We start from the raw sequence: 25,693 nt of genomic DNA, 5'->3' as shown, positions 1-25,693 counted from the left end.
GACTTGGCTCGGGGGGACCGTCGAATCCAACGGGGGCGGTCCGAGACTGCGAGATGCATGAAGGACTGATGCCTCGGTGAGCGTTGTCATCGTCAAGCGCCCGCCCCGCGCGCTGCCACCCGAAGTCCCCTCGGAGGAGGTGACACTCGAGGCACCTCCGGAGCTGCCGCGTGAAGGCGAATCAGAGAACATGCTGATGACCCTTATGCCCATGATGGGCATGGCGTCTTCGGCGGGATTCCTGTTCATGGGCAACCAGCCGTTCATGAAAATCATGGGCGGCTTTATGGTGGCGTCCACTCTGGCAATGGCGATCGTGCAGATCGTCAAAGCCCGCCAAGGGCCTTCCGGACAAATGCTTCAGGAGCGTCAGGATTACCTCAAGTACCTGACGCAGAAGCGGAAAGAGGTGCGGCGCACCGCGCGTAAGCAGCGGGATGCGCAGCTCTTCACGCACCCCGACCCGAGCCAGTTGTGGTCCATCGTGGCCGAGGGCAAACGGGTGTGGGAGCGGCGGGCGACCGATCCGGACTTCGGGCAGGTACGTCTCGGGCTCGGGCCGCAGCAGCTGGCCACTCCGCTGAGGGCTCCGGAGACCGCACCGGTCGACGAGCTGGAGCCGCTCACCGCGCATGCGATGAAGGAGTTCCTCGACAAGCACGGGCAGTTGGACGACCTGCCCCTGGCGGTCTCGCTGCGCGCCTTCTACCACCTGACCGTCTCCGGTGACCCGGACACGGTCTACGGCGCCTCCCGCGCCATCATCGCCCAGCTGTGCACCCTGCACTCGCCCGAGGACCTGGTGGTGGCGGTCGTCGCCGCGCCCGGTGCGCAGGCCGAGTGGGAGTGGACGAAGTGGCTGCCGCAGGTCCAGGACAAGACCACGGACGGCGCGGGCAGCCGCCGGCTGGTCGTCGGTGACCTCGGTGAGATCGAGGAGCTGCTGGCGGACGACCTGGAGGGCCGCGGGCGGTTCAACCCGCAGGGCACTCCGGTGACCGACACCCCGCATGTGGTGATCGTGCTGGACGGCGGCGAGGTGCCGATGGACTCGGTGATCGCCGGGGCCGAGGGTCTGCAGGGCGTCACCATCCTGGAGGTCGTCCCGGGCGATCTGGACGAGATCCGCGGCGGTCTGGCCGTGCAGGTGTGGCCGGGCAAGCTGGTGCTGGAGTCGGCCAGCGGCGCGGTCTACCACGGTGTCTGCGACACCCTGTCGATCGCCGAGTCGGAGTCGCTGGCGCGTCAGCTGGCCCCGCTGCGGGCCGGCTCGGGTGCCGACGGCGAGGAACCGCTGCTGTCCGCCCTGGACTTCACCGACCTGCTCAACATCGGCGACGCCGGTGCCCTGGACGTGTCGCGCACCTGGCGGCCGCGGACGCTGGCCGAGCGGCTGCGCGTCCCGATCGGTGTCGACCGCGACGGCCAGCCGGTCATGCTGGACATCAAGGAAGCCTCGCAGCAGGGCATGGGCCCGCACGGCCTGTGTGTCGGTGCGACCGGTTCCGGTAAGTCCGAGGTGCTGCGCACCCTGGTGCTCGCCCTCGCGGTCACCCACTCGTCCGAGACGCTGAACTTCATCCTCGCGGACTTCAAGGGTGGCGCCACCTTCACCGGTATGTCGGAGATGCCGCACGTCGCGGCGGTCATCACCAACCTCGGTGAGGACGTCACGCTGATCGACCGCATGCGCGACTCGATCACCGGTGAGCTCCAGCGGCGCCAGGAGCTGCTGCGCTCCGCGGGCAACTACGCGAACATCACCGACTACGAGAAGGCGCGTGCCGCGGGTGCCCCGCTGGACCCGCTGCCGTCGCTGGTGATGATCATCGACGAGTTCTCCGAGCTGCTCGCCGCCAAGCCCGACTTCATCGAGATGTTCATCCAGATCGGCCGTATCGGCCGGTCGATGGGTGTGCACATGCTGCTCGCCTCGCAGCGTCTGGAAGAGGGCAAGCTGCGCGGTCTGGACACCTTCCTGTCCTACCGGCTGGGTCTGCGGACGTTCTCCGCGGCCGAGTCCCGTACCGCGATCGGTGTCCCGGACGCCTACCACCTGCCGAACGTCCCCGGTTCCGGCATCCTGAAGTACGACACCGAGACGATGGTGCAGTTCAAGGCCGCGTATGTCTCCGGTACGTACCGGGGTCCGGGCGGCGGCGGCCGTGGCGGCAGCGGCGGCCGGTCGATGCGGATGCCGGTGCCGTTCACCGCGGCCCCGGTCGTCGAGCAGATCATCGAGGAGCCGGTCGCCGTGGAGGCGGCCGAGCCCGAGATCGACGACGCGCTCGCCGACACCGTGCTGGACGTCATGGTCCAGCGCATGCAGGGCCAGGGCCCGCCGGCGCACCAGGTGTGGCTGCCCCCGCTGGAGGAGGCGCCGACGGTCAACCAGCTGCTGCCGACGCTCGCGGTGACGCCCGAGCGGGGTGTGCACGCGCCGGAGTACACCGCGCTCGGCAAGCTCGTGGTGCCGGTCGCGCTGGTGGACAAGCCGTTCGAGCAGCGGCGTGACGTGATGTACCTGGACTTCTCCGCCGGTGCCGGTCACGGTCTGGTCGTGGGTGGTCCGCAGTCCGGCAAGTCCACGCTGATCCGGTCCGCGATGGCCTCGTTCGCGCTCACCCACACCCCCTCCGAAGTGCAGTTCTACTGCCTCGACTTCGGCGGCGGCGGCATGCTGACGATGGAGGGCCTGCCGCACGTCGGCGGGGTCGCCTCGCGTCTGGACGCCGAGAAGGTGCGCCGTACGGTCTCCGAGGTCGTCGGCATCCTCAACGAGCGTGAGGAGTTCTTCCGGGCCAACAGCATCGACTCGATCGCGACCTACCGCCAGCGGCGGGCCGCGGGCGCCTTCCCCGACCAGAAGTGGGGCGACGTCTTCCTGGTCATCGACGGCTGGGGCACGTTCAAGACCGACTACGAGCAGATGGACCCGGTCATCCTGGACATCGCCGCCCGTGGTCTCGGTTTCGGTGTCCACCTGATCCTCGCCGCCGCGCGCTACACCGAGGTGCGGCCCGCGCTGCGCGACCAGCTCCTCAACCGCGTCGAGCTGCGCCTGGGCGACCCGATGGAGTCGGAGTTCGACCGCAAGCGCGCGGAGAACGTGCCGATGGGCAAGCCCGGTCGCGGTCTGTCCCCCGACAAGCTCGACTTCCTGGCGGCGCTGCCGCGTCTGGACGGGATGAGCGACCCGGAGACGATCAGCGACGGCATCGCGAACCTGGTGGCGACGGTCAGCGAGCACTGGCAGGGCGAGCCCGCCCCCGCGGTGCGGATGCTGCCGACGATGCTGCACGTCAACGAGCTGCCCAAGGGCAGCGACTACCCGGAGCACGGGATCGCGATCGGTGTCGACGAGACCACGCTCTCGCCGGCGTTCATCGACTTCGAGACCGACCCGCTGCTGGTCATCTACGGCGAGAGCGAGTCGGGCAAGTCGTCGCTGCTGCGTCTGCTGGCCAAGCAGATCGCCGAGCGGTACCCGTCCGACAAGGCGCTGATGGTGGTCTCCGACTACCGCCGTGCGCTGCTCGGGGAGATCCCCGAGAGCCACATGTACAAGTACTGCGCCGCGGGTCCGCAGCTGCAGGAGGTCATCAGCGGGCTGGCCGGTTCGCTGGGCCGCCGGATGCCCGGACCGGACGTCACGCCGGAGCAGCTGCGCAACCGCAGCTGGTACGACCTGCCGGACGCGTTCGTGATCGTGGACGACTACGACCTGGTGGCGACGAGCAGCGGCAACCCGCTGCAGCCGCTGCTGGAGTACCTGCCGTTCGCCCGTGACCTGGGTCTGCGCCTGATCATCGCGCGCAGCTCCTCGGGTGCCGGACGGTCGTCGTTCGAGCCGGTCATGCAGCGCACCAAGGAGCTCGGTGCGCAGGGTCTGATCCTGTCGGCCGACCCGGCCGAGGGTCCGCTGATGGGCAACATCAAGGGCCAGAGCCTGACGCCTGGACGTGGCATGTTCATCACGCGCAAGCGTGGTGCACAGCTGGTCCAGACGGGCTGGCTGCCGGCCCACGGCTAGATCCGGCCGCACGCACAACGGCGGTGGGGCGTCCCTCTTCGGAGGGGCGCCCCACCGCCGTTTCGTGCCGGTGCCGGTGCGTCGGCGCGGAGTCTTCGCCGGGTCAGCCGAAGGCGCCGTGCCGACCGGTGTCGGGCGCGGTGCCCTGCTTCTCCGGCTCGGCCGGTGCCACCGTGCCCGTAACCGGCGTGGCCTGGGCCGGCTTCTCCTTCGCGGGCTTCTCCTTGGCCGGCTCGGCCTTCGGGTCCCGCTCGTCGCCCGGCGCCGGCTCCGGGCCGGCCGGCCGGGTCCGTACGCCCTTGGCGATGCCCTCGCCGCCGCGCGTCTTCGCCTCGCCGTCCTTGGCCGGTCCGAACGGGTCGGGCCCGTGCACGGCAGTGGAGGTCTCCCACTGGTGCCGTACGGGCGGGACCGAGCTGCGCTGGCCGCCCCCGCCGCGCTTGCCGAACGCGCCGCCGAGGCCGTTGGCGAGCTGTCCGAGCGCCATGAAGCCATAGGCGGCATCGCGGCCGGAGGAGGACTGCGAACCGTTCGCGGAGCGGTCCACCGGCGGCGCGCCGTGCTCCTCACCGCCCTTGTCGTCGGGCTGCGCGGCGGCGGTCTCCAGGTCCGCCGCGGCCAGCTCGAAGGCGGGCAGCGAATCGTCGACGGACCGCTTGAGACGGTGCCACTCCGCGGCGAACGCCTCGCCCGCCGGTCCGTGCCAGTTGGCCGCGGCGGCGGTGCCCACGTGCCGGTCCAGATCGCGGACCATGCCGTCGAGGTGCTTGCCCATCTCCCGCCAGCCGGCCGCCGCTTCGTGCAGCGCGTCGGGGTTGCGTCGCTCGTTCACTTGACGCTCCGCATCATCTCGACCAGCTCGTCCTCGGCCGCCTGCGTGTTCGCGACGGTCTCCTTGATGCCGCTGCCGACCTCGGCGAGCCGCTGCTGCAGCTGGGCGAGGGCGTGCTCGGCCTGCTCGTACAGCTCGCGGTAGGGGCGGGCCGCCTCCTCGCTGCCGAAGCCGTCCCGCAGCGCCTCGGCGTCCGCCCGCCGTCTGAATGCGGCCAGCTGCCGGCTCAGTTCTTCCGCGCGTATCTCGAAGGTCGCACCCAGCTTGTGCAACTCCTCCGTACTGAGCCGGACTTCGTCGGACATCATTTCTCCCCGAATTGAATGGCAGCTGCCCTGCCAACATCGCCTCAGGTCTAGCACACCCGCAATAGGGCCGAAGCCCGCTGCCGAGCTGCCGGCGGGCGGAGCGCGGAATGCATACCGAGCAATTTGCGGCAATACCGACAACCCCCGCCTTGACGACCCGTTCACACCCGTCATTAGACTCGGGACGCCGGTGCAGCACACGCGGTTGCTGTGCCACGACATTCAAGGGGGCAGGGATGAGCAACGAGCGGCAGATCCAGGACGAGGACCTGATGGACGTCGCCCAGGACCCGGAGCAGGCGCACCGCCTGCACAAGGCGCTGAAGGTCCTGGCGGACAACCCCAATGTCGGCGGCAAGCTCCAGGAGATGGCGCAGGAGGTGCTCTCGGGCCGTATGGGCATGAAGGACGCCATCCAGACTCCGGGCTACATGGACGCCATCGGTGACCGGATGACCGAGATCCGGCGGGCCGCGGAGAACCAGACCATGGCCGAGCGCGAGGAGTCGCGCGCGAAGTACGCCGCCTGGCAGAAGGAGCAGGAAGCGAAGGAAGACCAGGAGCGCGCCGAGCGCGACGGCCCCTCGCTCAACATCGTCACGTCCTCGCGGCGCGGCGGGCGCGGACACCGGAGCTGATCCCGGAAGCCGGTGCAAAGCGTTCATAGCGCAGGAATGCGTTCATAGCGCAGGAATGCGTTCGTCACGCCGATACGGCCGATACGGTCTCTTACCGCCGATACGGTCTCTGCGGAAGAAAGCAGATCGCCCTGCGGAGAATTCGGGCGTATCTGCTTCCTTTCCTCACCCGGACATCTCCTTTTCTCCACAGCGGGCCGGGAACGGGCCCCAGGGACAACCGCCCGCACGCCCGCTCCACGTGCCACCGGCGAAAGGCGCCCGCACGCCCGTCCCGGCCTGCGTGTTCCCGTTCCGGAACAGCGGCCCCGCGCCGTCCCGCGCACTCGCCCCGGATCATAGGATCGAGGCGGTACACGCAGGAATCCGCGCACGTGGAGGGCGGGATTGATGGGGGACGAGGAAGCCATGAGCGCCTCAGACGGAGGAAACGCCCGAGCGGCCGGCTACGCACCGCATCCGTACGTCGGCGGTCGCGCCGCCGCGCTGCGCTCACTCGCGGCGTGGCGCATGCGGTGGCCCGGTGCGCCGCGGGTCGTCGTGCTCACCGGAAGCCCGGGAAGCGGGCGTTCGCGCCTGATCACCGGCTTCCTGATGATGTGCGATCCCGACTACCGCAAGCGGCTTCCGCTGGACGACCTGGAGCCGGCCACGGTGCCCCCGGACCTTCCGGCGCCCGCCGTGCCGAGCCCCGCGGGCCGCACCGCCGCCCAGGTCCTGTGGCTGCTCGCCGATCACTTCGGGCTGAGCGCCGGTGGCGGCGAGGACGTCTTCGCCGAACTCGCCGGCCGTGAAGAGCCCGTGACCATCGTGGTGCCGGACGTGGACCAGGCCGGTCCGGTACGCGCCGCGGACGAGCCGGCCCGCCTCGTACGGGACGTCCTCATACCGCTCGCCGCGACCGAAACGGTTCAGCTGCTCGCCGACGTACCGCGCGAACTGGCCGCGGAGCTGGCCGGCACGCTGCCGGGCGGCCAGGCGCAGATCATCGATCTGGACGCCCCCGAGTGGGCCGACCCCCAGGGCCTGGTCCTGCACGCCGAGACCGCGCTCGACCCCGGGAGGGGGGCGCCGCAACTCCCGTACACCACCGATCCGTCGGCCCGCCGGGCGCTCGCCGCCGCGATGGCCGAGCGCGCGGGCGGCAACCGCCTGACCCTCCAGCTCGCCGTGCAGTCGCTGCTCCTGCAGCCCGACGGCTTCGACCCGGCGGACGCCTCCCTGCTGCCCGGCAGCGTCGGCGAGGCGCTCGATCTGCACGCCCGCCGGCTGGGCGCCGATCCGCGGACGCTGCGGCTGATGCTGGCGCCGCTCGCGTTCGCCGAGGGCGAGGGGCTGCCCCTGGGGCTCCTGGCGCCGCTGGCGAGCGCCCTCGCCGGACGGGACATGAGCCAGGACATCGCGGACGGCATGCCGCTGGCGGCACCGTTCGTCCAGTCGGCCGAGGAGTCCGCGGACGGCGGGGACCCGGATGCCGACGGGACCGACAGGGGCGCGGATGCGGACGGGACCGACAGGGACGCGGATGCAGACGGGACCGACGGGGCTGACGGGGGCGCCTCGGGCGCCGGCCCCGCCGACGGCCGTACGGGCCGTACGGGCCGCACGCTGCTGCGCCTGATGCACCCCGCGCTCGCCGCCGAGATCCGCTCCGGGCTGCCGGACGTCCGGGACGCCCAGACCAAGAACGCCATGATGCTGCTGGAAGCGGTGCCCCAGCAGGACTGGTCGCAGGCCGACCCGTACGTCCGCGACCACCTCGCGGCGCACACCCTCGAAGCCGGGCTGCTCCCCCAGCTGCTCACCGACCCGGGCCTGTTCGCACACGCCGACCCGGTGACGCTGCGGGCCGCCGTCGAGGCCGTACCGAGCGAACAGCTCGGCGCCCCGGCCCGTACGTATCTGCGCACCGCGCCCCTGCTCACCCGGTCCCAGGCGCCGGCCGGGATGCGGGCGGCGTTCCTGGAGTCCGCGTTCGTCGAGGACGGGCTGGCGCCGTACGCGGAGGCCCTGCACGCGCGCGGCTTCACGCTGCCGTGGCGGACGCTGTGGAGCGTGCCGCTGACCGGTGTCCGCGCGGTGACGACCGGCTCGCTGCCCGCGGACGGGGAGACCGGGGCGACGGCGGACACGGCCGAGGGCGGCTCCCCGGCTGCCGGCGATGCCACCGCCCCCCGCCCCGTCATCTCCCTCACCGTCCCCGAGGGCACCCCCGGCTCCCGTACGCTGCCCGCCGCCTCCGGGGACGTCGCCGCGCCCGGGAACGGCGCCACGGCCCCCGCCGACGGGCCGTCCGCGCAAGGCGGCCAGGCCCTCCTCCTGCTCGACCTGCGCACGGGGGAGTACCTCGACGCCGACCCCGCGCGGGTGGTGCAGCCCTCGGAGGAGACCCGGGCGGCGGCGCCCTTCGGCCTGCGCCGGGGCGCCGACTACCTGCGGGTCCGGGCCCGCGCGAGCCAGGAGGTGGTGGCCGCGCTGCTGTCGGACTCCCCCCTCACCGGCGCCGACCTCTCCCCGGACGGCGTGCTCGTCGTCGCCACCGAGCGCGGTGTGACCGCCCGCCAGATCCTGGCGCCCGTCCCCGCCGCCCCCGCTGTGCCGCGCCAGCGCCCCGGCACCGCTGACGGCGACGCTCCCCGCGCCCTCGAAGGAGACCCCTCGTGATCACCCAGGCGCAGGCACACGCCACCGCCGCCCGCTGGCTCAACCCGGAGGGGCATCAGGGCCCGCCGCGGGAGGTGGCCATGCAGGAGTTCGACCTCGGCTGGGTGGTGTGGGCCGTACCGCCGCCCCCGGAGGTCGACCCGCAGACCGGGCAGCGGCGCCCGCCCGCCGAGATCGGCACCGCATGCGGTGTCGTCGACCGGGCCTCGGGCGAGCTGACGGTCTGGCCGTCCGTACCCGTCGAAGAGGTCATACGGATGTACCAGCACAAGCACGGCGGCAGCGGCGCGGGCGCGGCTGCGGCCGCGCCACCGGTCACCGGCCCCGGCAACACCGCCGTCGCGACCTACGACGACCCGGCGACCGGCGAGGAGACCAGCCTCGTCAAGGTCTCGGCTCCCGGGCAGCCGCCCGTCGAGTTCCAGCTCTACGACGAGCTGCGGCGGCTGGGCGTGAACCCCGCGGACGTCCGCGCGGTCCACACCGACCTGCGGCCGGCGCTGCTGCCCGGCGGCTATCCGGGCGACTTCATCCTCCGTACGTTCCCGAACGCCGGCTTCTCGTGCACCGAGGGCTACGGCATGCGCCCCGAGGAGCGCGCCGAGGGCATCGCCGGGCTGCTGCGGCACGTGGAGATGATGCACCAGATCGCGGGCCGGCAGGCGCCGCCGCGACCGCACCGGCTGCCCGTGCCGGAGCGCGTCGAGCCCGCGCCGCAGATGCGCGATGTACCGCTCGGCAAGCACCTCGTGGAGGTCTTCGGCGCCGAGGGCGTACACCGCCCGGACGCCGACGACCTCGTCCCGACGCAGCTGCCCGAGGCCACCAAGGGCACGCTGATCTGGGCCGGGCTGCCGGCCGCGGTGCCGTACTTCTTCACCGCGGACCGGCCCGACACCCCGCCGCCCGGTGGGATGTTCACGGACGTGGCGACGCATCTGCGCGAGATCGGCACCGAGGCCCCGGAGCAGAACCTGGCCACGCTCGCCGGCTACGTCCGCGTCGGCACCGACGGCCTCTACACGATCGCCGTCCAGTGCACCGCCCCGGCAGAGAAGCAGAACATGGTCGGCACCCTCTGGGCCGTCCAGCCGTCGTCGGGCGGCGGCCGGTTCGTCAACCGCTCCCTCTCCGCATACCTGCGCTCGCTCGCCCTGCTGGTGACCACGCGCCGGCAGATGCAGGGAACGGACCCGCAGACGGCGGGCACCGCGGTCGCCGCCTTCCAGGAGCAGATCGCCGCGATCGACTCCTGGGCACTGGACGACACCGGCAACTGGTGGTCACTGGTGATCGAGCAGATGTGGCACGGGTTGTTCTGACATCCGGCCTCTGGGGTGCGAAGACGCGCTACGGCCGCTCGGGGCGTATGGATGCTCTGGGCGGCCGGCCTCTTGCTGGCACTGCGGGGGGCAGGCTGTGTGCGACCGTCCGCCGCCTTCCCGTCTGCAGCCTTCCCCTCTGCCACCTTCTCCTCTGCCGCGTTCCCCTCTGCCGCGTTCCCCTCTGCCGCGTCAGGGCAGCAGCAGCCAGTCCGCGGCCAGCGCGGCCGCCAGCCCGATGCCCAGCAGCCACGTCCCGAGCCGGGTACGCCCGTTCCGGCTGAGCTCGATCACCACACCGCAGAGCACCAGGGCGGCCCCGTACACCCCGACCACCAGTACGGACGTACGCGACGCCAGACGCACCACGAGCACCGCCGCCATCGCAGCCATCAGCACTGAGGCCAGGACGATGCGTATTCGCCTCGCCTGACGAGGCGTCAGCCCCACACGACTCTCGGGGAGGGGCTCTTCATTGCCGGGTGCGTCCATGAGCGGAAATGCTACGGGACGGTGATCGTCTACGTGCCCCGGTCCCGCCGGCCCCCGCACCCCTACACGTCCGAGCGCCACCACCCGGAAATCCACACACCCGGAAATCCGCACACCCAGCGGACCCGCGCCCCCGCGCATCCGCCACCAGATCAGCCATCGCTCATGATTGACCAACAAAGCACCAATACTTAACCTGCACTTTAATCAAGCGGTCAGGGTCGGCCATCATCCACCCGTCACCTGCCACCCGCCCACAAGATTCACCAATGCCCCCAAAGCCACAGGCGGGTCAATTCCCCAGAATCTCAGCACAATTGATGTGCCGAGATACCCACGCTCCCTCCACACTCCTCGCCTTGACATGCCCTCATTCCGATCACCTAATGTGGGAGCATTAGGGTCGCGCCAAGAGTCAGCGCGGGACACGCCGAAATCGGGGGCCATGGTGGCAGGCAAGGCATTTGACGTCGATCCGGATGTGCTGCGCACACAGGGCAACACCTTCGTGCACATCGGCAGCGATTTCTCCAAGGCCTCCAAGAAGCTGCAGGACGACCTCGAAGGCCTCGGCAGCCCCTGGGAGAACTGCGACTTCGGCGCCGTCTTCGAAACGGTCTACACGCCCATCAGGGACGGCATGTTCACCTCGATGGACTCCCTGGGCGAGCGCCTGGAAGGCATCGGCGAAAAGCTCCAGCACATGGCCGACACCTACGCGGAATCCGACGAGCAGGGCATCCACACCATCAGCGCGGTCGGCCGCCCGGCCATCTGAATCCCGGCCGCGCACCGCGCCTGATTCCGGCTTTCCCGCTCTCTCCACTCCACACCGCAATCGGCCACAACTGCACGGGGGACGATCACTGTGTCATTGACGCTGCCAAGCGAAGTAGCCTGGGTCCTGGACCTGCTCGGCTACAACTGGCCGGACGCCGACGAGGACAAGCTCCATGAATGCGCCCAGGTCTGGCGCAACTTCGCCGAATCGGTCAACCAGGCCTCCTCCTCGGGCTCTTCGGCAGCCAATGAAATCGTCTCCGCCAACTCCGGCGAAGCAATCGAGGGCTTTGCGAACGAGTGGGGTTCGTTCTCCGGCGGCGGGAACAGCGGGGACCATTACCTCCGCGACGCCGCCGCGGCGGCGGAGATCATCGCGGTCGCCTTCGACGCCGCCGCCCTCGCCGTTCTCGCTGGCAAGATCGCGGTCATCGTCCAGCTCGTCATCCTGGCCGCCGAAATCATCGCCGCGCAGGCCGCCGCGCCGTTCACCCTGGGCCTGTCCGAACTCGGCGCCGCCGGCGCGACGCAGGCCACCCGCGTGATCGTCCGCGAGATCCTCGACAAGATCAAACGCGAGGTCATGGAGGCGGCCACCAAGGCCATGGAACACGCCACCATGGACGCCATCAAGAATCTCGCGAAGAAGGCTGTTTCCAAGGAAGCCCGCAAACTGGCGGCGGACTACATCAAGACGACGGTCAAGGAAACTGTCAAGGACAAGGTCGTCGACCAGGCCAAGGAAATCGCCCGCGAAAAGATCATCGAAGAGGGCAAGGCAAAGGCCCAGGAGGCCGCCACGGAGATGGGCCAGAACGTGGCACAACAGGGCATCGAAAGCCACTTCGGCGCCCGCGACGGAATCGACTGGGGCGAAACCGCCGACATCGGCAAGGAAAAAGCCGGCGAATACGTCGACGGCATCAAGGAAGGCGCCCAGGAGTACGTCGACGGCGTCACCAGCCTGGCCGACCCCAACACCTACGTCGACCACGCCAAACAGGACCTCACCAACCGCGGCCTCGACGCAGCCCAACGCCACGTAGACCGCCGCACCGGCGGCGCCGCCACCCGCAACCAGGGCGCCACCGACGAGGTACGCGCGGTCTTCGGCTGAGCCAAGGATTCATTCCTGCGTCACACCAAAATGGGCCCCAGGCTTCTCTCCTGTGGGCCCATTTCACTGTTCTGGACTAGCGATTACGTGGGCGGCACTCGCTGCACCCCGACAGGCGAATGCTCGACCTCGTCAAACTAAATGTGGGGTCGCAGTCCATGACCGCGACCCCACACCTACTCACCGAGCGTGTCTCATCCTGCCGACCACGAAGCCCTCACTACTGCCCCGGAGGCTGGGTCGGCGGCGCCGGCGGGTACGCCCCCGGACCGCCGGGCTGCTGCTGATACGGCCCCGGCTGCTGGTAGGCGCCTTGCTGCTGGTACGGACCACCCGGCTGCGGCGGAAGCCCAGGGCCACCAGGTCCACCGAACCCACCGCCGGGCGGCGGGCCGTTACGGTCGTTCTTCCGCTGACGTACCACGACAAGAGCAATGATTCCGACAACTACGAGAACACCAACCGCAATTCCCACAATGACGCCGGCGCCAAGACCGCTTTCCTTCTGGTCGCTCGCCTGGTCGCCACCAGTGCCCGACGCACCGGGAGCGGTCGCTCCACCAGTGGCCGCGGACGGCTCCGTCTCGGGCGTCTTCAGCGGACCGTTCTTCGGACCAGCCGGAATGTCCTTGGTCAGCGCGCTGTACGGCTTGATGAAGCCGTAACCGTAGTGCGGGTCCGGGAGATTCGTCCCCTCCTTGCCTGCCGGGAGACCAGCCGTCTTCACGAGGCGGTTGGCAATCTGACCGGCGGTGAGGTCGGGGTACTTGGAACGGAGAAGCGCGGCGGCACCGGAGACGTAAGCCGTGGCGTCGGAGGTGCCATTTGAGAGCACGTACGGCTTATTTGCCCCTGCAGCCCGAATGAGCGTCCCAGGTGCGGATACCATGGTTTCCTGGCCGTAATTCGACCTTTCCCACACTTTACCGGTCTTGTCCACTGCACCAACGCCGACTACCCCAGGGTAGGCCGCCAGCTTGTTAAGTCGCTCAGATCCGTCGTTTCCTGTGCCAGCAGCGATGAAGACATCCTTCTTCATCGCATAGGAGAGCGCCTGCTTTTGTTCCTCTGTGAGAAAAGGGAAGGTGACCGACAAGTTGATCACCGACGCGCCGTGATCGACAGCGTACCTCAGTGCCTCGGCCAGGCTGTCCCCAGCGTTCGGATCCGGCACGTCATCTTCGCCAGGAATAGCAACTGGCAAGATCTTAGCCCCCGGGGCCAGACCCTTAACACCTTGCGAATTACCAGCACCATGTCCATGGCCAGCAATGATGGATGCCATCGACGTGCCGTGATTGTTCACGCTTTCTCGGTTAGCGGGACCACCCTGCGCAATGTCCTTACCTGGTAGGACATTTCCTTTCAGGTCAGGGTGATCACTGTTCACAGGATCATCGATGACTGCGACCGTGACACCCTTACCTGTCGAAACCTTCCACACGCTTTCGGCGTCAAATGCCTTCAGCGGCCATTGATCATCTCTGATCTGGTCCGCAGAAGCAGCCGGAGCGGAGCCGAAGAGCAGTGCTCCCGCCACCACCGCGCTGCCCACCGCACGCAGCGTCCGCGTGAAGCTCATGCCTTTACACCTCTCCCTAGCACGGTGGGGCCCGCAGCCCGAGGACTGCGGGCCCCACTTCGATTCCGCCGTGTGTCGGATCGCGACCGACAGGGTCCTACTCGATGACCTTCGGCGCCACATTACGCTGCGGCGTCCAGGTCTCCTCATCCTCTACCAGGTAGTCCGGACGCTGTCCGTTCTCGTTGCCCTTGTCCTTGCCCTTGCCGCCGTGAGCGCCAGGGGCACCCATCATTCCAGCCGGGCGGCGACCACCTGTGCCGCCCTGCTGCGTGCCACCTCGGCTGCGGTGGAGGCCCGAGCCGCCTTGCGTACCGCCCCCGGCCTTACCCGCCTTGCCGCCGATGATGCCGCCCTTCTGGCGAGCAAGCGCGCCGCCCTTGCCCGCGCCGGCGCCCTTGGCGCCACCCTTGGCTCCGGCTCCAGCGGCACCAGCCATGCCCGGCATGCCGGTACGGCTACCGCGGGCACCCGCTCCACCACCGGCACCGCCGGCTCGAGCACCACCGGCGCCACCAGCGCCACCGACCATGCCCGGCATGCCGGGAGTGCCGATACCCGAGCCAGAGCCACCATGGGGACCGCCGGAGCCTGCGCCCAGGCCGCCGGTGCCTACGCCACCGCCGATACCGCCGCCGCCACCGCCAATGCCGCCGGTGCCCAGACCGGTGCCCCCTGAGAGGCCATCAAGTCCGGTTCCAACGTGAGGTGCGGGAGCCTTGGGGATGCTGCCGATCCCGCCGTCAATGCCGTTCGGGCGCGGCGCTTCCATTGCCGGGGGCGTTGTGTACCCAGGGCCCTTCACACCCGGCATTTTCGGCATCGAAGTGCCGCCCTTAGGGCCGGAAGGAGCCGGACCATAAGGGGCAATCGGCGGAATCTGACTACCACTGGGGTCGTGTTCCGGTACGTCGTCCCCCACGCGGCCACCGCCGATCGGCGGCTTCCCAATAGCCTTGACCCCCGACCGATAAGTCGTCGCCAACTGCTCCATGTAATGAGCAGCCTCAAGCTCGCGCTCTCTGTCGATCGACAGGTTTCCGCGATTCTTGTTCATGGCGTCGAAGATGGCGTTCTTCGGGTTCGCGAGGTCAGCGTTCAGCTGCGAGTCGTCCCGGCCGTCTCCGGCGCCCAGCAGCTTGGCCGCCCCGCCGGCGATCAAGCCCCCGCCCGGGACGATTGAACCGATTGCTCCGGCCTTGCCCGTGTCGGAGTGCGCAAGGTCATTCAGCCGGTCTGCCTTGCGCTCCAGCCAGCTCGGCTCCTCGACGGCCTCGACGGCCTTCTTGACTTCCTTGAGCCGATCGCTGATCTGCTCAAGGACGTAGCCGGTGTTGTGCGGGTAGGCCGCAAGCTTCGCGAAGTTGTTGCTGATCTTCTGCGCTGAAGCCGCGAACTGGTCGGCGGACTGGCCGTGCCAGGACTGCAGGACCTTCGTCACCGCATCGTCGAACTTCTTCTTGATGCCGCTGTTCCAGTCATCGCCGACGAGCAGAACGCGGACCTTTTTCCAGCCCTCGGCCACGTTGCCGACTTCGCCCGGGTCGGCGCCTTCGACCAGCGCCTTGACCTGGTTCAGCCGCAGATTGGTGAACTGAGGGCGACTCTGGCCAACCTCGTAGCTGTCTTCCGCGGCAGCACCCGATCCTTTGGGCGCCGGCTCAGGCCTCTTCGGTACCTCAACCTCTGCGGGCTTGAACTCACCGTCATTCGATGCCATCTGCTGTCCCCCACTCCGTCATCGAACATGCTCTTTCTGTCACTACATCCGCCCGCTGACGTCACTTCATGCCGACGGTGTTGTCCGCCTCGGCGTCTTGGTACGCGCCCCTGACCTTGGACGACTTCTTCCCGAACCGGTCGACCAGGCCCTCGACCATGTCGATCAGCCGCTCGATGTCACCCTTCATGGCGTCGTGCGCCTGGTACAGCTGGGCCTCTTCCTTGAAGCCCTTCCCCAGGGTGCCTTTCGCCAGATAAGTGCTGTTCTTGGCCGTGCTCTTCGAGTCGCCCATCTCCTTCAGGACATGGTTGAGCTCCTTGATCACCTGGTCCAAGGCGTCCAGGTCAACGCCGTACTGCCCCTGAGCCATGATTAGGCCTCCCCGTGTGTTCTCAAACCAGTCTTTCGACGCCAGTCGCGGATGGCGATGGCGGAGCCAACTACCGTGCCGACGGCGAGAAGTCCGCCGCCGACAATGTAGATGGAAATGCGGGCGCGTCGGTCCTCGGCGCTTTCGCCGATGGTGACGGCTGCGGGATGGATGTTGGAGCCGTCAGCCACTTCGGAGGGCTTGTCCGGCTTGGGTGGGGCGGTGGGCTTGGTGTCGTCGTTGAGGGCCGCCACCGGGTCGACAACGCCCCAGCCGATGAAGTCGTTCCGGTCCCGGTGCACGCGCTCGGCGGTCTGCTCGAGGTGCCAGATGAGCTGCTGCGGGGTCCAGTCCTTGTGCTTCGCCTTGAGGAGGACCGCGGCTCCCGTCACGTAGGGAGCGGCGAAGCTGGTGCCCTGGTCGACGCAGTTGCCGCCGTCGGGGACCGTGGAGACCATGTCCACGCCCGGTGCGGCGATCTGGACGAACTCCCCGGACTGGGAGAAGGGCGCGCGCTCGTTGTTGCGGTCCGAGGCGGCCACCGCCAGCACGTTGGAGTAGTCGTCCGAGTACGCGGCGGGGTACATGCTCTTCTCACCGCCGTCGGCGCCGCCGTTGCCGGCGGAGGCGACGATGAGGACCTTGTTCTTCTCGGCGTAGCTGACCGCTTGCTCGAGGGTGGGCAGCAGGGCTCGGTTGGCGCCTGTTCCCTGGGAGATGTTGATGATGTCGACGTGCTCGTCGACGGCTTTCCTGATGGCCTTGGCGAGGCTGTCGGCCGTGCCCGCCTTCTCTTCCGAGGTCTGCTGGTACGGAATGACCTTTGCCTCGGGTGCGAGCCCGTAGAAACCGGAACCGGGAATTTCCCGGGCCGCGATAATGCCTGCCACCTTGGTGCCGTGGCCGACCTTGTCGTCGGTCGGCTTGCCCTTGACGAGGGTTATCCCGCCGCTGCCGATCGCGCCTTGGAGCTGTTTGTTGCCCGCGTCGATACCCGTGTCGATAACGCCGACGCGGATGCCTTTGCCCTTGCCGTGGGCCCACAGCTGATTGGTCAGGAGCCGCTGCAGCGACCAAGGGGTCTCTTTGATGTTGTCGGTGCCGAACTTGCATTCACCGCTGTTGAGCGGCACGTTCTCGTCCGCGACCGCCGGCGCGGCGGTGACGGTCGACAGGCCGACAATGCACGCCGCCGTAACCAGTGCGCCCGCCGTTCGGCGACGGTGCCCGGTTCGATGACCAATGGCGCGAGATCCCACGGGTTGTCTGCTCTCCATGTGTGGCGGATAGGCGGGGCGAGGGTGAGGGCGAGGAGTTAGGGGCGAGGAGGTAGGGAGACGGCGGAGAAGAGGAAGGGGAAGGGGATGTGGAGCAGGATTGGGGGGCGGTGGTGGACGGCAGAAGGGCGAGCGCACTGGTGCAGCGCGCTCGCCCTCATTGACCACTGTGCGAGCCGTCGGGGCTGCTCAGCCGATCGCCATCCGTACCTGCGCTAACGCGAGGTCAGGCTCCCCAGATGCCCGAGTTCTTGTGCTCGGTGGCCTGGTAGTTCTGCGCGGCCTGGTCCAGCGCCTTGGCGATGGCCTCAAGCGTCGAGTGCAGGGAGGCGGCGCGCTGGTCCCACTCGCGCTGGCGGGCCTGGTAGCCCTCCTGCGCCGCACCTTCCCAGCTGGCGGCAATCTTCTTGACGCCCGCCTCGAGGTCGTCGAGCTGCTGGCGGATGTTGTTGGCCGTACCGCGCACGTCGGAACTAGCCTGCGAGATCGTCGCGAAATTAACGAGGATCTGGCCTGACATGGTGTCTCCTCAGGAGTTGAAAATGCCTGGTCGATTCATGCCGCAGCGGGCCGGCGGAATAGTCCGGCTGGCCCTTGCTGCGACTGGGCCGTGCGCCGCGGTCAGCGGCGCGGCCCCATCATCCGAACGGGGAAGCCGAGGCGGAGATGTGCGTGATCGACTGGGCCTGCTCCTCTTCGGAGGCCGAGTAGTTCTTCGTGGTCTCGTCGATCGCTTCCTTGATCTCAGCCAGAAGCTGGTTGAGACGGTTGGCGTCCTCGTTCACCTGCGACTGGAGCTGGTTGTACGAGGAGGCCGCAGCACCCTTCCACCCAGACGTGATGGTGTCGACGACCGTGTTCAGGCGCGAGATCTCGCCCTGGATCGACTGGTTGACCGAGGAGATCTTGCCGCTGAACGCGACCATCTCCTCCTCGGTGGTTGTGTACTGCTGACCAGCCATAGTCAACGTCCCCCATGAGACTCGTACGTTTTCCGCGCCGCACCGGCTAGCCGGCTTGCGTGGTCGGCATCTCCTGCTGACGCCTTCGACCACTTTAACCACTCCACACCCCTCCCCCCAACAGGGGGGCGGCGTCTTGTGACGGGATCACAACATTGTCAACTCCCCGCCAAAGAAACGCCGTTCGGTGAATTCGGGCAGATGTGGCGCTAACGGTCAGATGCCAAAAGTCGCGATGCCGAGAAGATCACAGCGAGATCGGCGGCCGCCTTACGGCAAGAGGCCGCGCCGAAACCCGTGATACGGATTTCGGCGCGGCCTCGGCCAATCACGACGCCTGCGGCTTTTTGGCGCTGTTGACGTCCAGAGACGGGCCCGCGGAGAGCAGCTCGGACCAGGTCTTCAGGATCAGCGGCGGGTGCGCTCCCTTGTAGCCGAGGTGGAGCTGCGACTTGCCCTGTTCCTGGTCCGCCTTGCCGGCCTTGTCACCGCCGTCGTTGTTCTCCGGGATGGAGTAGCGAAGGCCGGTGTCGGTGACCAGGAAGAGGCTTCCGGAGGTGGCGGAGGGCGTGGAGACCTGCCGGTACAGCAGCCCGCTGCCCGGGGTGACGTACGAAGCGGCGCCCGGGGCGATCTTCGCCGGGTAGTCCTTGCCCACCCAGGTCTGCATGTTCGGCACACCGTTCGGGTAGCCGAGCTGCTTGTTGGCGTCGCCGGGCAGCTTGGTGCTGGTCCCCTTGTAGACGCTGCAGGACACGCCGTTGTCCGTGGGGCTGGTCAGACCGCCGGTCTGGGAGCCCTCCTTGAAGTTGTTCGCGGCGGACACGACCTCGGTGGGCCATGGCATGTCCACGTCGGTTCCCGGAATCTTGCCCAGGAAGGTCTCCGCGTGGCCCGCGTCGTCCTTCTTCGGGTCGATGCTGGTGGTGGAGACGCTCTCCGGCTTGAGCGCCGTGCCGTCCTTGTTCACCGCCTGCGCGTTGTGGCCTTCGAGCAGCAGCTTCCCGACGAAGTTCGAGACCTTCATGACGCCGTCCGCGACCACGACGTACTTCTGCTGGCTGTCGTTGGCCTGCAGCACCGTACCGATCGTCCGGAACTTCTCCGGGACGCTCAGGGCGGTGGTCCGCTGGCCGGCGTTCGGGACGCGGGGCATGGCGATCGGGACCGGGCTCTTGATGAGGGTCTCCATGAACTCCGCCGTGACCACCTGCGGTTCGGCGTTGTCGCCGAAGATGATGCGCTGCAGGTCGCTGTCGGTCTTCTCCGCGCCCTGCAGCGGCCGCTGGGTCCCGTTCACGGTGGAGTCGAACTTGAAGGCGATGCCGTTCTGGTCGACCAGCCACCGCTGGCCCTTGGGGTCCTCGACGTAGAGCGCCTGGTGCAGGTCGAGCTTGCCCTTGTCCTCGACGAGCTGCTTGTCCTTGCCGCCCAGGACGAACACGGCCTGCTGGGGCTTGCTGTTCTGGCCGCTGCCGGGCCGGTCGCAGACCGCCCAGATCTTCGGGGTGTCCGCGTCCTTGGCGGAGGGGAGGCGGTCGGGCGCGTACGGGATGCCGACGGCCGGGCCGTGCGGGAGCTTACCGTCCAGCTCGGATTCCTTGACCTTGACGACATTGAACTTGTCGGGGTCGAGAAGGAGCTTTGCGGAGGCCAGGTTCAGGATGGGGTGCAGCAGTTTCTGCTTATTGCCGTTCTTGTCGGTGTTGGAGAGAACCACATAGCGCGTGGTGGATTCATCCCCGACGATGACGTTCTTGCCGACCTCGTCCCACCCCTGCGGAGCAACCGGCTTGAGAATGCCGCAGGCACCGAATCCCACCAGAATCAGGACACCCACCACGATGCTCGGCACCACGGCCTTGAGCGGCCTGGGGGCGCTTTCGATCGAGCCGTTCGGCAGCGGCTTCAGAAATGCCGCATTCGTGCGCTTTCGAGCGAACGAATACGCATTCAGCTCGTCCCGACGTGATGCCATTGTTGCTTTCTCTCCCCGCCTGTTGGATCCACATCGAACCGCCCCCGGCACTCACGCCGTAGCGCCCTCTACTATGCCGTGTGTCGATCGACCCGTACGGTACGGGTGCCACCTTCCAACGCACCAGTCTCAGCGGCGGCCGATACGCCTAGAGGCCCACATCACCAGTAGAGGAGCAGGCCGGGGGATGTCCAGCGCCACCAGGGCTCGACGCCGCAATGGGCGGCAACAGCAGCAACAGCCTTCCGCTGCACCGCATAACGCGGGAAATGCTGGCCAAAACGGCACAGCTCGGGGCAATAGAGGAAATGGCGGCCGGGGTTCCGGAGCCCGCCCGGCCGGTCCGGTGGCACCGCGGCTGCGCCAGCAAGCCGGAACGATCGGCGGGGTCCGCGTCCAGCAGCTGGCCATCGTCGAACTCGCCGCCGCGCTGGTGCTGGTGGGCTGGACGATCAACGCCGTCGCGCTGACCGTCGCCGTCGTGGTCGCGGCCGTACTGGTCGTCTTCGCGCTCGGCCGGCGCCGCAAGATCCCGCTCCCGGAGTGGATCACGACCGTGCGCGCCATGAAGCGCCGCGGCAAGGACAGCAGCGCCGCACTCGCCGCCACACAGGGCGTCGACCCCGCGCTCGCCCCCGTCGTCGAGTGCGAACCGGCGCTGCGGACGTACGAGTACACGACGGAGGCGGACCAGCGCGCCATCGGATTCGTCGGCGACGGTACGTTCCTGACGGCCATCGTGCAGGTCGACGCCCGCGACGAACCGCTGCGGCCGCAGCGCGGCAGCCACATGCTGCCGCTGGAGGTGCTGCACACCGCCCTCGACATCGAGGACATCCACCTCGAGTCGGTCCAGTTCGTGCAGTACACCCAGCCCGCGCCGGCTCCGCACCTGCCCGAACAGGCCGTCGCGGCCCGCTCGTACGCGCCGCTGCAGGCGCAGTCGCAGACCCCGGCCGTCCAGCTGACGTGGATCGCGCTCAAGCTCGACCCGGAGCTGTGCTCGGAGGCCATCGAGGCCCGCGGCGGCGGGATGGAGGGCGCCAAGCGTTCGCTGCTGCGCGCCGCCGACCAGCTCGTCAGCCGGCTGACCGCGCACAGCGTGCGGGCCAGGGTGCTCAACGAGCGTGAGGTCGTGGCCGCGATCGGCACCGCCGTGTGCGTCAGCCCCCGGGCCGCGAACGGCGCGATGGGGCGGGACGGCCGGGCGGCCCGGCGCACCCAGGAGACGACCCGGGCGATGCGCTGCGACGACCGCTGGCACTCCACGTACTGGATCGGCCGGTGGCCCCAACTGGGCCAGGGCGGCGCGCCGCTGGCGGCCGTCACCCAGCTGCTGACCAGTACCAGGGCGATGGCCAGCACCTTCGCGCTGACCGCCACGCACGGCGGCGGCCGCGCCCCCGCCATCTCGGGTTACGTCCGTCTTTCCACCCGCAGTGAGAACGAACTCTCCGCCGCGCAGAGCGAGTTGGAGCGCCGTTCCGGTTCCGTGAAGGTCGGGCTCGTACGCCTCGACCGCGAACAGCTGCCCGGCCTGCTGGCCACGCTCCCCCTCGGAGGTACCCGCTGATGGCCTCTCCCACGTATCAGCCCCGCGTCAACACCAGTGGCAACGGCTGGCGCAACCCCCCGCTGGCCGGTGCCGGCGGCGGTGGCGGCCGCCGGCTCTCCCACCAGCCGCGGCCGGATGAGGAGGAGACGGGCCCGACCGGTCCGAAGGCCAGGCCGGGTTACGGTCTGCGCGGTCCGCGGCGCAGCCCGCACGTCCTGACGGCCGAGTCGCTCGCCGCGCTGACCCTGCCGGTCGGCGACGACGGCGTGATCATCGGCATAGACCCGCAGAACCAGCCCGCCGTGCTGAGTCTGGTGCGGCCCCAGCCGCTGGAGATCGCGCTGGTCGGCAGCATGTGGATGGCACAGGTGCTGGCGCTGCGTACGGTCGCCACCGGCGCCCGGGTCGCGGTCGAGACGGCGCGTCCGCCGGCCTGGGGCCAGATGGCGCAGAGCGCGGGCGGCGGGCAGCAGTGCGTGTCGGTCCACGACGTACGCCAGATCGCGCCGCAGGGACCGTCGGTTTCCAGCCCCGTGCTGGTCGTACGGGACATGGGTGCGCGGCCGCCGCGCAATCAGCTCGCGCCCAGCCCCTGGCAGTCGGTGCTGACCGTGCTGCCGTTCCTCGGTCCGCGCTCGCCGCAGATGCTCGGCCGCGCCGACCTGGTCGGTCTGCAGCGGCTTTCGCCCGAGGAGGCGGAGGTTGTGACGCGAATCATGCGGCTGCCGGAGCAGGTGGGCGCGGTGCTGCCGACGCTCAGCGACAACGCGATGCTGTGGTGCTCGCGCGACGGCAGTCACCAGTTCGTCATGACCCAGCCGACGGAGGCGGAGACCAACCTCCTCGGCGGGCCGCGCCGGATGGACTGACCGGCGCTGCGGGCCGGTTGCCCGCGGGGTGCCCGGCACCTCGCGTACGCGGCCGGCCCCGGCACACACTCACGGGCGCATCCTCGGGTGCGCCCGTAGGCGTGCTGCCGAAGGGGCTTGAAGACGACATGACATCGACTGCCGTTATGGGCCGACTGTTGATTAGGCTGTGTGGGAGAGCCGCAGGAGCACGGCACGACGGCAGTCGACACGGGGATGGAGACAGTTAGTGTTGGCGCAACCCCGGGTGGTGTGTTCCGACTTCCGCTACACCCGAACGATCCGCCTGTATCCGGTCCTGCCGTTCAGGTGCGTTGCAGTACACCAGGAGGCACAGTGAACGAGCAGGAGGCTTTCCGCCCGGACGGAAGCGATCCTGACGACGACCAGTCCGAGTTCGACCTGACTGGCGAGTTCAAGATCGATTTTGCCGCGCCGGCCTGGTACGCGAGCAACGACACCAGTGGCGGCGGCACGAGCGCCGCGGCCTCACCCGCGGCTCCTCCTGCGCCTTCGCCCACCACTCCGCCCGCCGCGGTGCAGCCCCCCGGCCCGCCTGTGGGCCAGTCGCCGACGGGGCCCGCTCAGGGTGCGCCGGTGCCCGGGGTTCCGCAACAGGGCGCGCCGACGGCCCCGCCGTCCGCGGAGGCCGCGCCGCCCGGGTTCCCGACGCTGCGGCCGCAGGAGACGGGCGGTGCGCCGCCGGCCGCCCCCGCTCCCGCCCTCGTGCCGGAGGCTCCCGCGGAGCCCGCGCCGGCCGCGAACAGCGCTGCCGAGTCCGGCAATCAGCGCTCCGGGACGGTCGACCCGTCGGCCGGGCTCTGGGACGACGACGATGACGACGACGCGGAGCCCGAGGCGGCCACCGCGTCCGAGCCGGAGGCGGCACAGTCCGCACCGGCACCGCAGCCGGAAGCCGCACCGGCCGACTCCCCCGCCCAGGGCGCCTCAGCGGCCGCTGAGGCCGCTGCCGGCGGCCAGCCGGGCCCGGAGGCCGCGGCGCCGCTCGCACAGCCCGTACCGCCCGTACAGCCCGCTCCGGGCCAGCAGCAGCCGCAGGGCGCGCCGCAGCAGGGTGTTGCACAGCACGGCGTCCCGCAGCAGGGCGCGCCGCAGCAGACCGCCCCTCAGGCGGCTCCCCAGCAGGGCGTTCCCCAGCAGGCGGCGCCTCAGCAGGGGGTCCCGCAGCAGGGCGCTCCGTGGGGCGCCGCGGCGGACGGTCAGCAGCAGGGTGTGCCCGGTCAGGGCGGACTGCCGCCGCTGCCGCCGGAGTTCCAGCCCGCGGACCCGCGGACGGCCCAGGCCCAGCAGCAGGCCGGTCAGCAGCCGCAGGCCGCTCAGCAGCCCCAGCAGGGCCACCCGCAGGCACCGGTCCAGCAGCAGCCGCACCCGCAGCAGGCCCAGCCCCAGCAGGCCCAGCCGCAGGCCGGATACCCGCAGGGCCAGCCCCAGCAGGGCGGCTATCCGCAGCAGCAGGGCGCGCCCGCTCAGCAGCAGGGCGGGTACGACTATCCGCAGCCCGCGTACGGATACCCGCAGCAGGCCCAGCAGCAGGCGCCGCAGAACCCCAACGCGGCCGCCCAGCAGCCCGCTTACGGCTATCCGCAGACCGGCGCGCAGGGCTACCCGCAGCAGGGCCAGCAGGCGCAGCCCGGGTACGACCAGCAGCAGGCGGCCGCCCAACAGGCCGCGCAGGCACAGCAGGCCGCGCAAGCACAGCAGGCTCAGCAGGCGGCCCAGGCACAGCAGGCAGCTCAGGCCCAGCAGGCCCAGCAGTACCAGCCGCTCCCCGGCCAGCAGGCCGGCGACCCGAACGCCGCGGCGAACTACGCGTCGTACTCGCAGCCGGGTCAGCAGCAGCCGCAGCAGCGTGCCGCTCCGGGCGCGCCGCTCGGTTACAGCGCCGCCGTCGAGCTGACCTCCGACCGGCTGCTGCGCAACCAGCCCAAGAAGCGCAAGCCGGGCGCCAACGCGCAGCCGTCCAAGTTCAAGCTGGGCGCGAAGAAGGAGGAGGCCGAGCGGCAGCGGAAGCTGGAGCTGATCCGTACGCCGGTGATGTCCTGCTACCGGATCGCGGTGATCAGCCTCAAGGGCGGTGTCGGCAAGACCACCACGACCACCGCGCTCGGTTCCACGCTCGCGTCCGAGCGGCAGGACAAGATCCTGGCGATCGACGCCAACCCGGACGCCGGCACGCTCGGCCGACGGGTGCGCCGCGAGACCGGTGCGACCATCCGTGACCTGGTGCAGTCGATCCCGCATCTGCACAGCTACATGGACATCCGCCGGTTCACCTCGCAGGCCCCGTCGGGTCTGGAGATCCTCGCCAACGACGTCGACCCGGCCGTCTCGACGACCTTCAACGACGACGACTACCGGCGGGCGATCGACGTCCTCGGCAAGCAGTACCCGATCATCCTCACCGACTCGGGTACCGGTCTGCTCTACAGCGCGATGCGCGGAGTCCTCGACCTCGCCGACCAGTTGATCATCATCTCCACCCCGTCCGTGGACGGTGCGAGCAGCGCCAGCACCACCCTGGACTGGCTGTCCGCGCACGGCTACGCCGACCTGGTGCAGCGCGGTATCACGGTCATCTCCGGTGTCCGCGAGACCGGCAAGATGATCAAGATCGACGACATCGTGTCGCACTTCGAGACCCGCTGCCGCGGTGTGGTCGTCGTCCCCTTCGACGAGCATCTCGCCGCCGGTGCCGAGGTCGACCTCGACATGATGCGGCCCAAGACCCGCGAGGCGTACTTCAACCTCTCCGCCCTGGTGGCCGAGGACTTCGCGCGGGCCCAGCAGGCGCACGGCATGTACCCGCAGCAGCAGATGGGCGGCGACCCGTACGCGCAGCAGCAGTACGCCGCCCAGCAGGGGCAGCCGCAGCAGGGGCAGCACCCGCAGCAGGGCCAGCCCCAGCACGGTCAGCACCCGCAGCAGGCCCAGCCGCCGGCCGGCTACCCGCCGCAGCAGGGCGGCTGGACCCAGCAGCCCGGCCAGCCGCCGGCCCACTGGCAGCAGCAACAGCCCGCCCCGGACGCACCGCAGCCGGAGCAGCAGGGGCTGGCGCCCGGCTGGCAGCAGCAGCCGCCTCCGCAGTGAGGCGCGTCTAGCGCGATACGGTACGGGAGCCGCCCGCGTCAGGCAAATCGGCGGGGAGCGGACACGGAAGGCGCCCGCTCCCC

Annotated in this window: 19 protein-coding genes; 9 read left to right on the top strand and 10 right to left on the bottom strand. The window is 69.5% G+C overall.

The features are described from left to right. The first annotated feature begins 76 nt into the window (after positions 1-76). Positions 77-4,033, top strand: a complete 3,957-nt coding sequence (eccCa, locus tag ACWD6P_RS30950; RefSeq protein ID WP_451447483.1) for a type VII secretion protein EccCa — start codon at positions 77-79, stop codon at positions 4,031-4,033. A gap of 103 nt (positions 4,034-4,136) precedes the next feature. Here the strand turns inward: eccCa and ACWD6P_RS30945 are convergent, their stop codons facing one another. After that, positions 4,137-4,865, bottom strand: a complete 729-nt coding sequence (locus ACWD6P_RS30945; protein WP_451447482.1) for a WXG100 family type VII secretion target — start codon at positions 4,863-4,865, stop codon at positions 4,137-4,139. Then, positions 4,862-5,170: a hypothetical protein gene (locus ACWD6P_RS30940; RefSeq protein ID WP_451447481.1), complete on the bottom strand. Its 309-nt coding sequence runs from the start codon at positions 5,168-5,170 to the stop codon at positions 4,862-4,864. Before ACWD6P_RS30940 ends, ACWD6P_RS30945 begins: the two co-directional genes overlap by 4 nt. Positions 5,171-5,409: 239 nt before the next feature. On the opposite strand from ACWD6P_RS30940, the gene ACWD6P_RS30935 reads away from it, so the two are divergent. From ACWD6P_RS30935 to ACWD6P_RS30925, 3 genes are all read left to right on the top strand, one after another. Then, positions 5,410-5,811 (top strand): hypothetical protein, encoded by a 402-nt coding sequence (locus tag ACWD6P_RS30935; RefSeq protein ID WP_451447480.1) that lies wholly within the window; start codon positions 5,410-5,412, stop codon positions 5,809-5,811. A 408-nt stretch (positions 5,812-6,219) separates the two neighbouring features. Beyond that, the gene (locus ACWD6P_RS30930; RefSeq protein WP_451447479.1) at positions 6,220-8,475 is read left to right on the top strand and encodes an ATP-binding protein; all 2,256 of its coding nucleotides are present in this window, start codon (positions 6,220-6,222) and stop codon (positions 8,473-8,475) included. Beyond that, positions 8,472-9,797, top strand: coding sequence for an SUKH-4 family immunity protein (locus ACWD6P_RS30925; RefSeq protein WP_451447478.1), 1,326 nt, complete (start codon positions 8,472-8,474; stop codon positions 9,795-9,797). Before ACWD6P_RS30930 ends, ACWD6P_RS30925 begins: the two co-directional genes overlap by 4 nt. Before the next feature lie 192 nt (positions 9,798-9,989). Here the strand turns inward: ACWD6P_RS30925 and ACWD6P_RS30920 are convergent, their stop codons facing one another. Further along, positions 9,990-10,289, bottom strand: a complete 300-nt coding sequence (locus tag ACWD6P_RS30920; RefSeq protein WP_451447477.1) for a hypothetical protein — start codon at positions 10,287-10,289, stop codon at positions 9,990-9,992. Positions 10,290-10,734: 445 nt separating this feature from the next. On the opposite strand from ACWD6P_RS30920, the gene ACWD6P_RS30915 reads away from it, so the two are divergent. Together ACWD6P_RS30915 and ACWD6P_RS30910 are read left to right on the top strand one after the other, a co-directional pair. Further along, the gene (locus ACWD6P_RS30915; RefSeq protein ID WP_451447476.1) at positions 10,735-11,067 is read left to right on the top strand and encodes a WXG100 family type VII secretion target; all 333 of its coding nucleotides are present in this window, start codon (positions 10,735-10,737) and stop codon (positions 11,065-11,067) included. A 90-nt stretch (positions 11,068-11,157) separates the two neighbouring features. After that, complete coding sequence (locus tag ACWD6P_RS30910) at positions 11,158-12,186, top strand: WXG100-like domain-containing protein (protein ID WP_451447475.1); 1,029 nt, start codon at positions 11,158-11,160, stop codon at positions 12,184-12,186. A gap of 220 nt (positions 12,187-12,406) precedes the next feature. Here ACWD6P_RS30910 and ACWD6P_RS30905 read toward each other — a convergent pair whose 3' ends face one another. The 7 genes from ACWD6P_RS30905 to ACWD6P_RS30875 all read right to left on the bottom strand — a co-directional run bounded on the left by ACWD6P_RS30905 (position 12,407) and on the right by ACWD6P_RS30875 (position 20,078). Beyond that, the gene (locus ACWD6P_RS30905) at positions 12,407-13,768 is read right to left on the bottom strand and encodes a S8 family serine peptidase (RefSeq protein ID WP_451447474.1); all 1,362 of its coding nucleotides are present in this window, start codon (positions 13,766-13,768) and stop codon (positions 12,407-12,409) included. 97 nt (positions 13,769-13,865) lie between these two features. Continuing rightward, the gene (locus ACWD6P_RS30900; RefSeq protein WP_451447473.1) at positions 13,866-15,488 is read right to left on the bottom strand and encodes a WXG100 family type VII secretion target; all 1,623 of its coding nucleotides are present in this window, start codon (positions 15,486-15,488) and stop codon (positions 13,866-13,868) included. A 61-nt stretch (positions 15,489-15,549) separates the two neighbouring features. After that, complete coding sequence (locus ACWD6P_RS30895; RefSeq protein ID WP_451447472.1) at positions 15,550-15,861, bottom strand: hypothetical protein; 312 nt, start codon at positions 15,859-15,861, stop codon at positions 15,550-15,552. Between the two features lie 2 nt (positions 15,862-15,863). Next, positions 15,864-17,120, bottom strand: a complete 1,257-nt coding sequence (mycP, locus tag ACWD6P_RS30890) for a type VII secretion-associated serine protease mycosin (protein ID WP_451447471.1) — start codon at positions 17,118-17,120, stop codon at positions 15,864-15,866. Between the two features lie 244 nt (positions 17,121-17,364). Next, positions 17,365-17,658, bottom strand: coding sequence for a WXG100 family type VII secretion target (locus ACWD6P_RS30885; protein WP_384442256.1), 294 nt, complete (start codon positions 17,656-17,658; stop codon positions 17,365-17,367). Between the two features lie 118 nt (positions 17,659-17,776). Continuing rightward, complete coding sequence (locus ACWD6P_RS30880) at positions 17,777-18,100, bottom strand: WXG100 family type VII secretion target (RefSeq protein ID WP_387249207.1); 324 nt, start codon at positions 18,098-18,100, stop codon at positions 17,777-17,779. Positions 18,101-18,428: 328 nt separating this feature from the next. Then, complete coding sequence (locus ACWD6P_RS30875) at positions 18,429-20,078, bottom strand: type VII secretion protein EccB (protein WP_451447470.1); 1,650 nt, start codon at positions 20,076-20,078, stop codon at positions 18,429-18,431. A 346-nt stretch (positions 20,079-20,424) separates the two neighbouring features. On the opposite strand from ACWD6P_RS30875, the gene eccE reads away from it, so the two are divergent. The 3 genes from eccE (at position 20,425) to ACWD6P_RS30860 (ending at position 25,610) form a co-directional block, all read left to right on the top strand. After that, positions 20,425-21,651: a type VII secretion protein EccE gene (eccE, locus tag ACWD6P_RS30870; protein WP_451447469.1), complete on the top strand. Its 1,227-nt coding sequence runs from the start codon at positions 20,425-20,427 to the stop codon at positions 21,649-21,651. After that, the gene (locus tag ACWD6P_RS30865; protein WP_451447468.1) at positions 21,651-22,502 is read left to right on the top strand and encodes a hypothetical protein; all 852 of its coding nucleotides are present in this window, start codon (positions 21,651-21,653) and stop codon (positions 22,500-22,502) included. Before eccE ends, ACWD6P_RS30865 begins: the two co-directional genes overlap by 1 nt. A 336-nt stretch (positions 22,503-22,838) precedes the next feature. Then, positions 22,839-25,610 carry an SCO5717 family growth-regulating ATPase gene (locus tag ACWD6P_RS30860; protein ID WP_451447467.1) on the top strand — a complete coding sequence of 924 codons (2,772 nt, stop codon included), beginning with the start codon at positions 22,839-22,841 and terminating at the stop codon, positions 25,608-25,610. Positions 25,611-25,693 lie beyond the last annotated feature (83 nt).

Source organism: Streptomyces sp. NPDC002446, assembly GCF_053595675.1.
Note: the sequence above shows the minus strand (reverse complement) of the source record. Positions and strands in the feature narration are given on the sequence as shown.

What these genes read in the sequence shown, in the direction of transcription:
- ACWD6P_RS30880 (WP_387249207.1), bottom strand. Translation starts at nt 18,100, where the DNA reads ATGGCTGGTCAGCAGTACACAACCACCGAGGAGGAGATGGTCGCGTTC.
- ACWD6P_RS30930 (WP_451447479.1), top strand. Translation starts at nt 6,220, where the DNA reads ATGAGCGCCTCAGACGGAGGAAACGCCCGAGCGGCCGGCTACGCACCG.
- ACWD6P_RS30875 (WP_451447470.1), bottom strand. Translation starts at nt 20,078, where the DNA reads ATGGCATCACGTCGGGACGAGCTGAATGCGTATTCGTTCGCTCGAAAG.
- ACWD6P_RS30940 (WP_451447481.1), bottom strand. Translation starts at nt 5,170, where the DNA reads ATGTCCGACGAAGTCCGGCTCAGTACGGAGGAGTTGCACAAGCTGGGT.
- ACWD6P_RS30865 (WP_451447468.1), top strand. Translation starts at nt 21,651, where the DNA reads ATGGCCTCTCCCACGTATCAGCCCCGCGTCAACACCAGTGGCAACGGC.
- ACWD6P_RS30915 (WP_451447476.1), top strand. Translation starts at nt 10,735, where the DNA reads ATGGTGGCAGGCAAGGCATTTGACGTCGATCCGGATGTGCTGCGCACA.
- ACWD6P_RS30900 (WP_451447473.1), bottom strand. Translation starts at nt 15,488, where the DNA reads ATGGCATCGAATGACGGTGAGTTCAAGCCCGCAGAGGTTGAGGTACCG.
- ACWD6P_RS30895 (WP_451447472.1), bottom strand. Translation starts at nt 15,861, where the DNA reads ATGGCTCAGGGGCAGTACGGCGTTGACCTGGACGCCTTGGACCAGGTG.
- ACWD6P_RS30905 (WP_451447474.1), bottom strand. Translation starts at nt 13,768, where the DNA reads ATGAGCTTCACGCGGACGCTGCGTGCGGTGGGCAGCGCGGTGGTGGCG.
- ACWD6P_RS30920 (WP_451447477.1), bottom strand. Translation starts at nt 10,289, where the DNA reads ATGGACGCACCCGGCAATGAAGAGCCCCTCCCCGAGAGTCGTGTGGGG.
- ACWD6P_RS30935 (WP_451447480.1), top strand. Translation starts at nt 5,410, where the DNA reads ATGAGCAACGAGCGGCAGATCCAGGACGAGGACCTGATGGACGTCGCC.
- ACWD6P_RS30885 (WP_384442256.1), bottom strand. Translation starts at nt 17,658, where the DNA reads ATGTCAGGCCAGATCCTCGTTAATTTCGCGACGATCTCGCAGGCTAGT.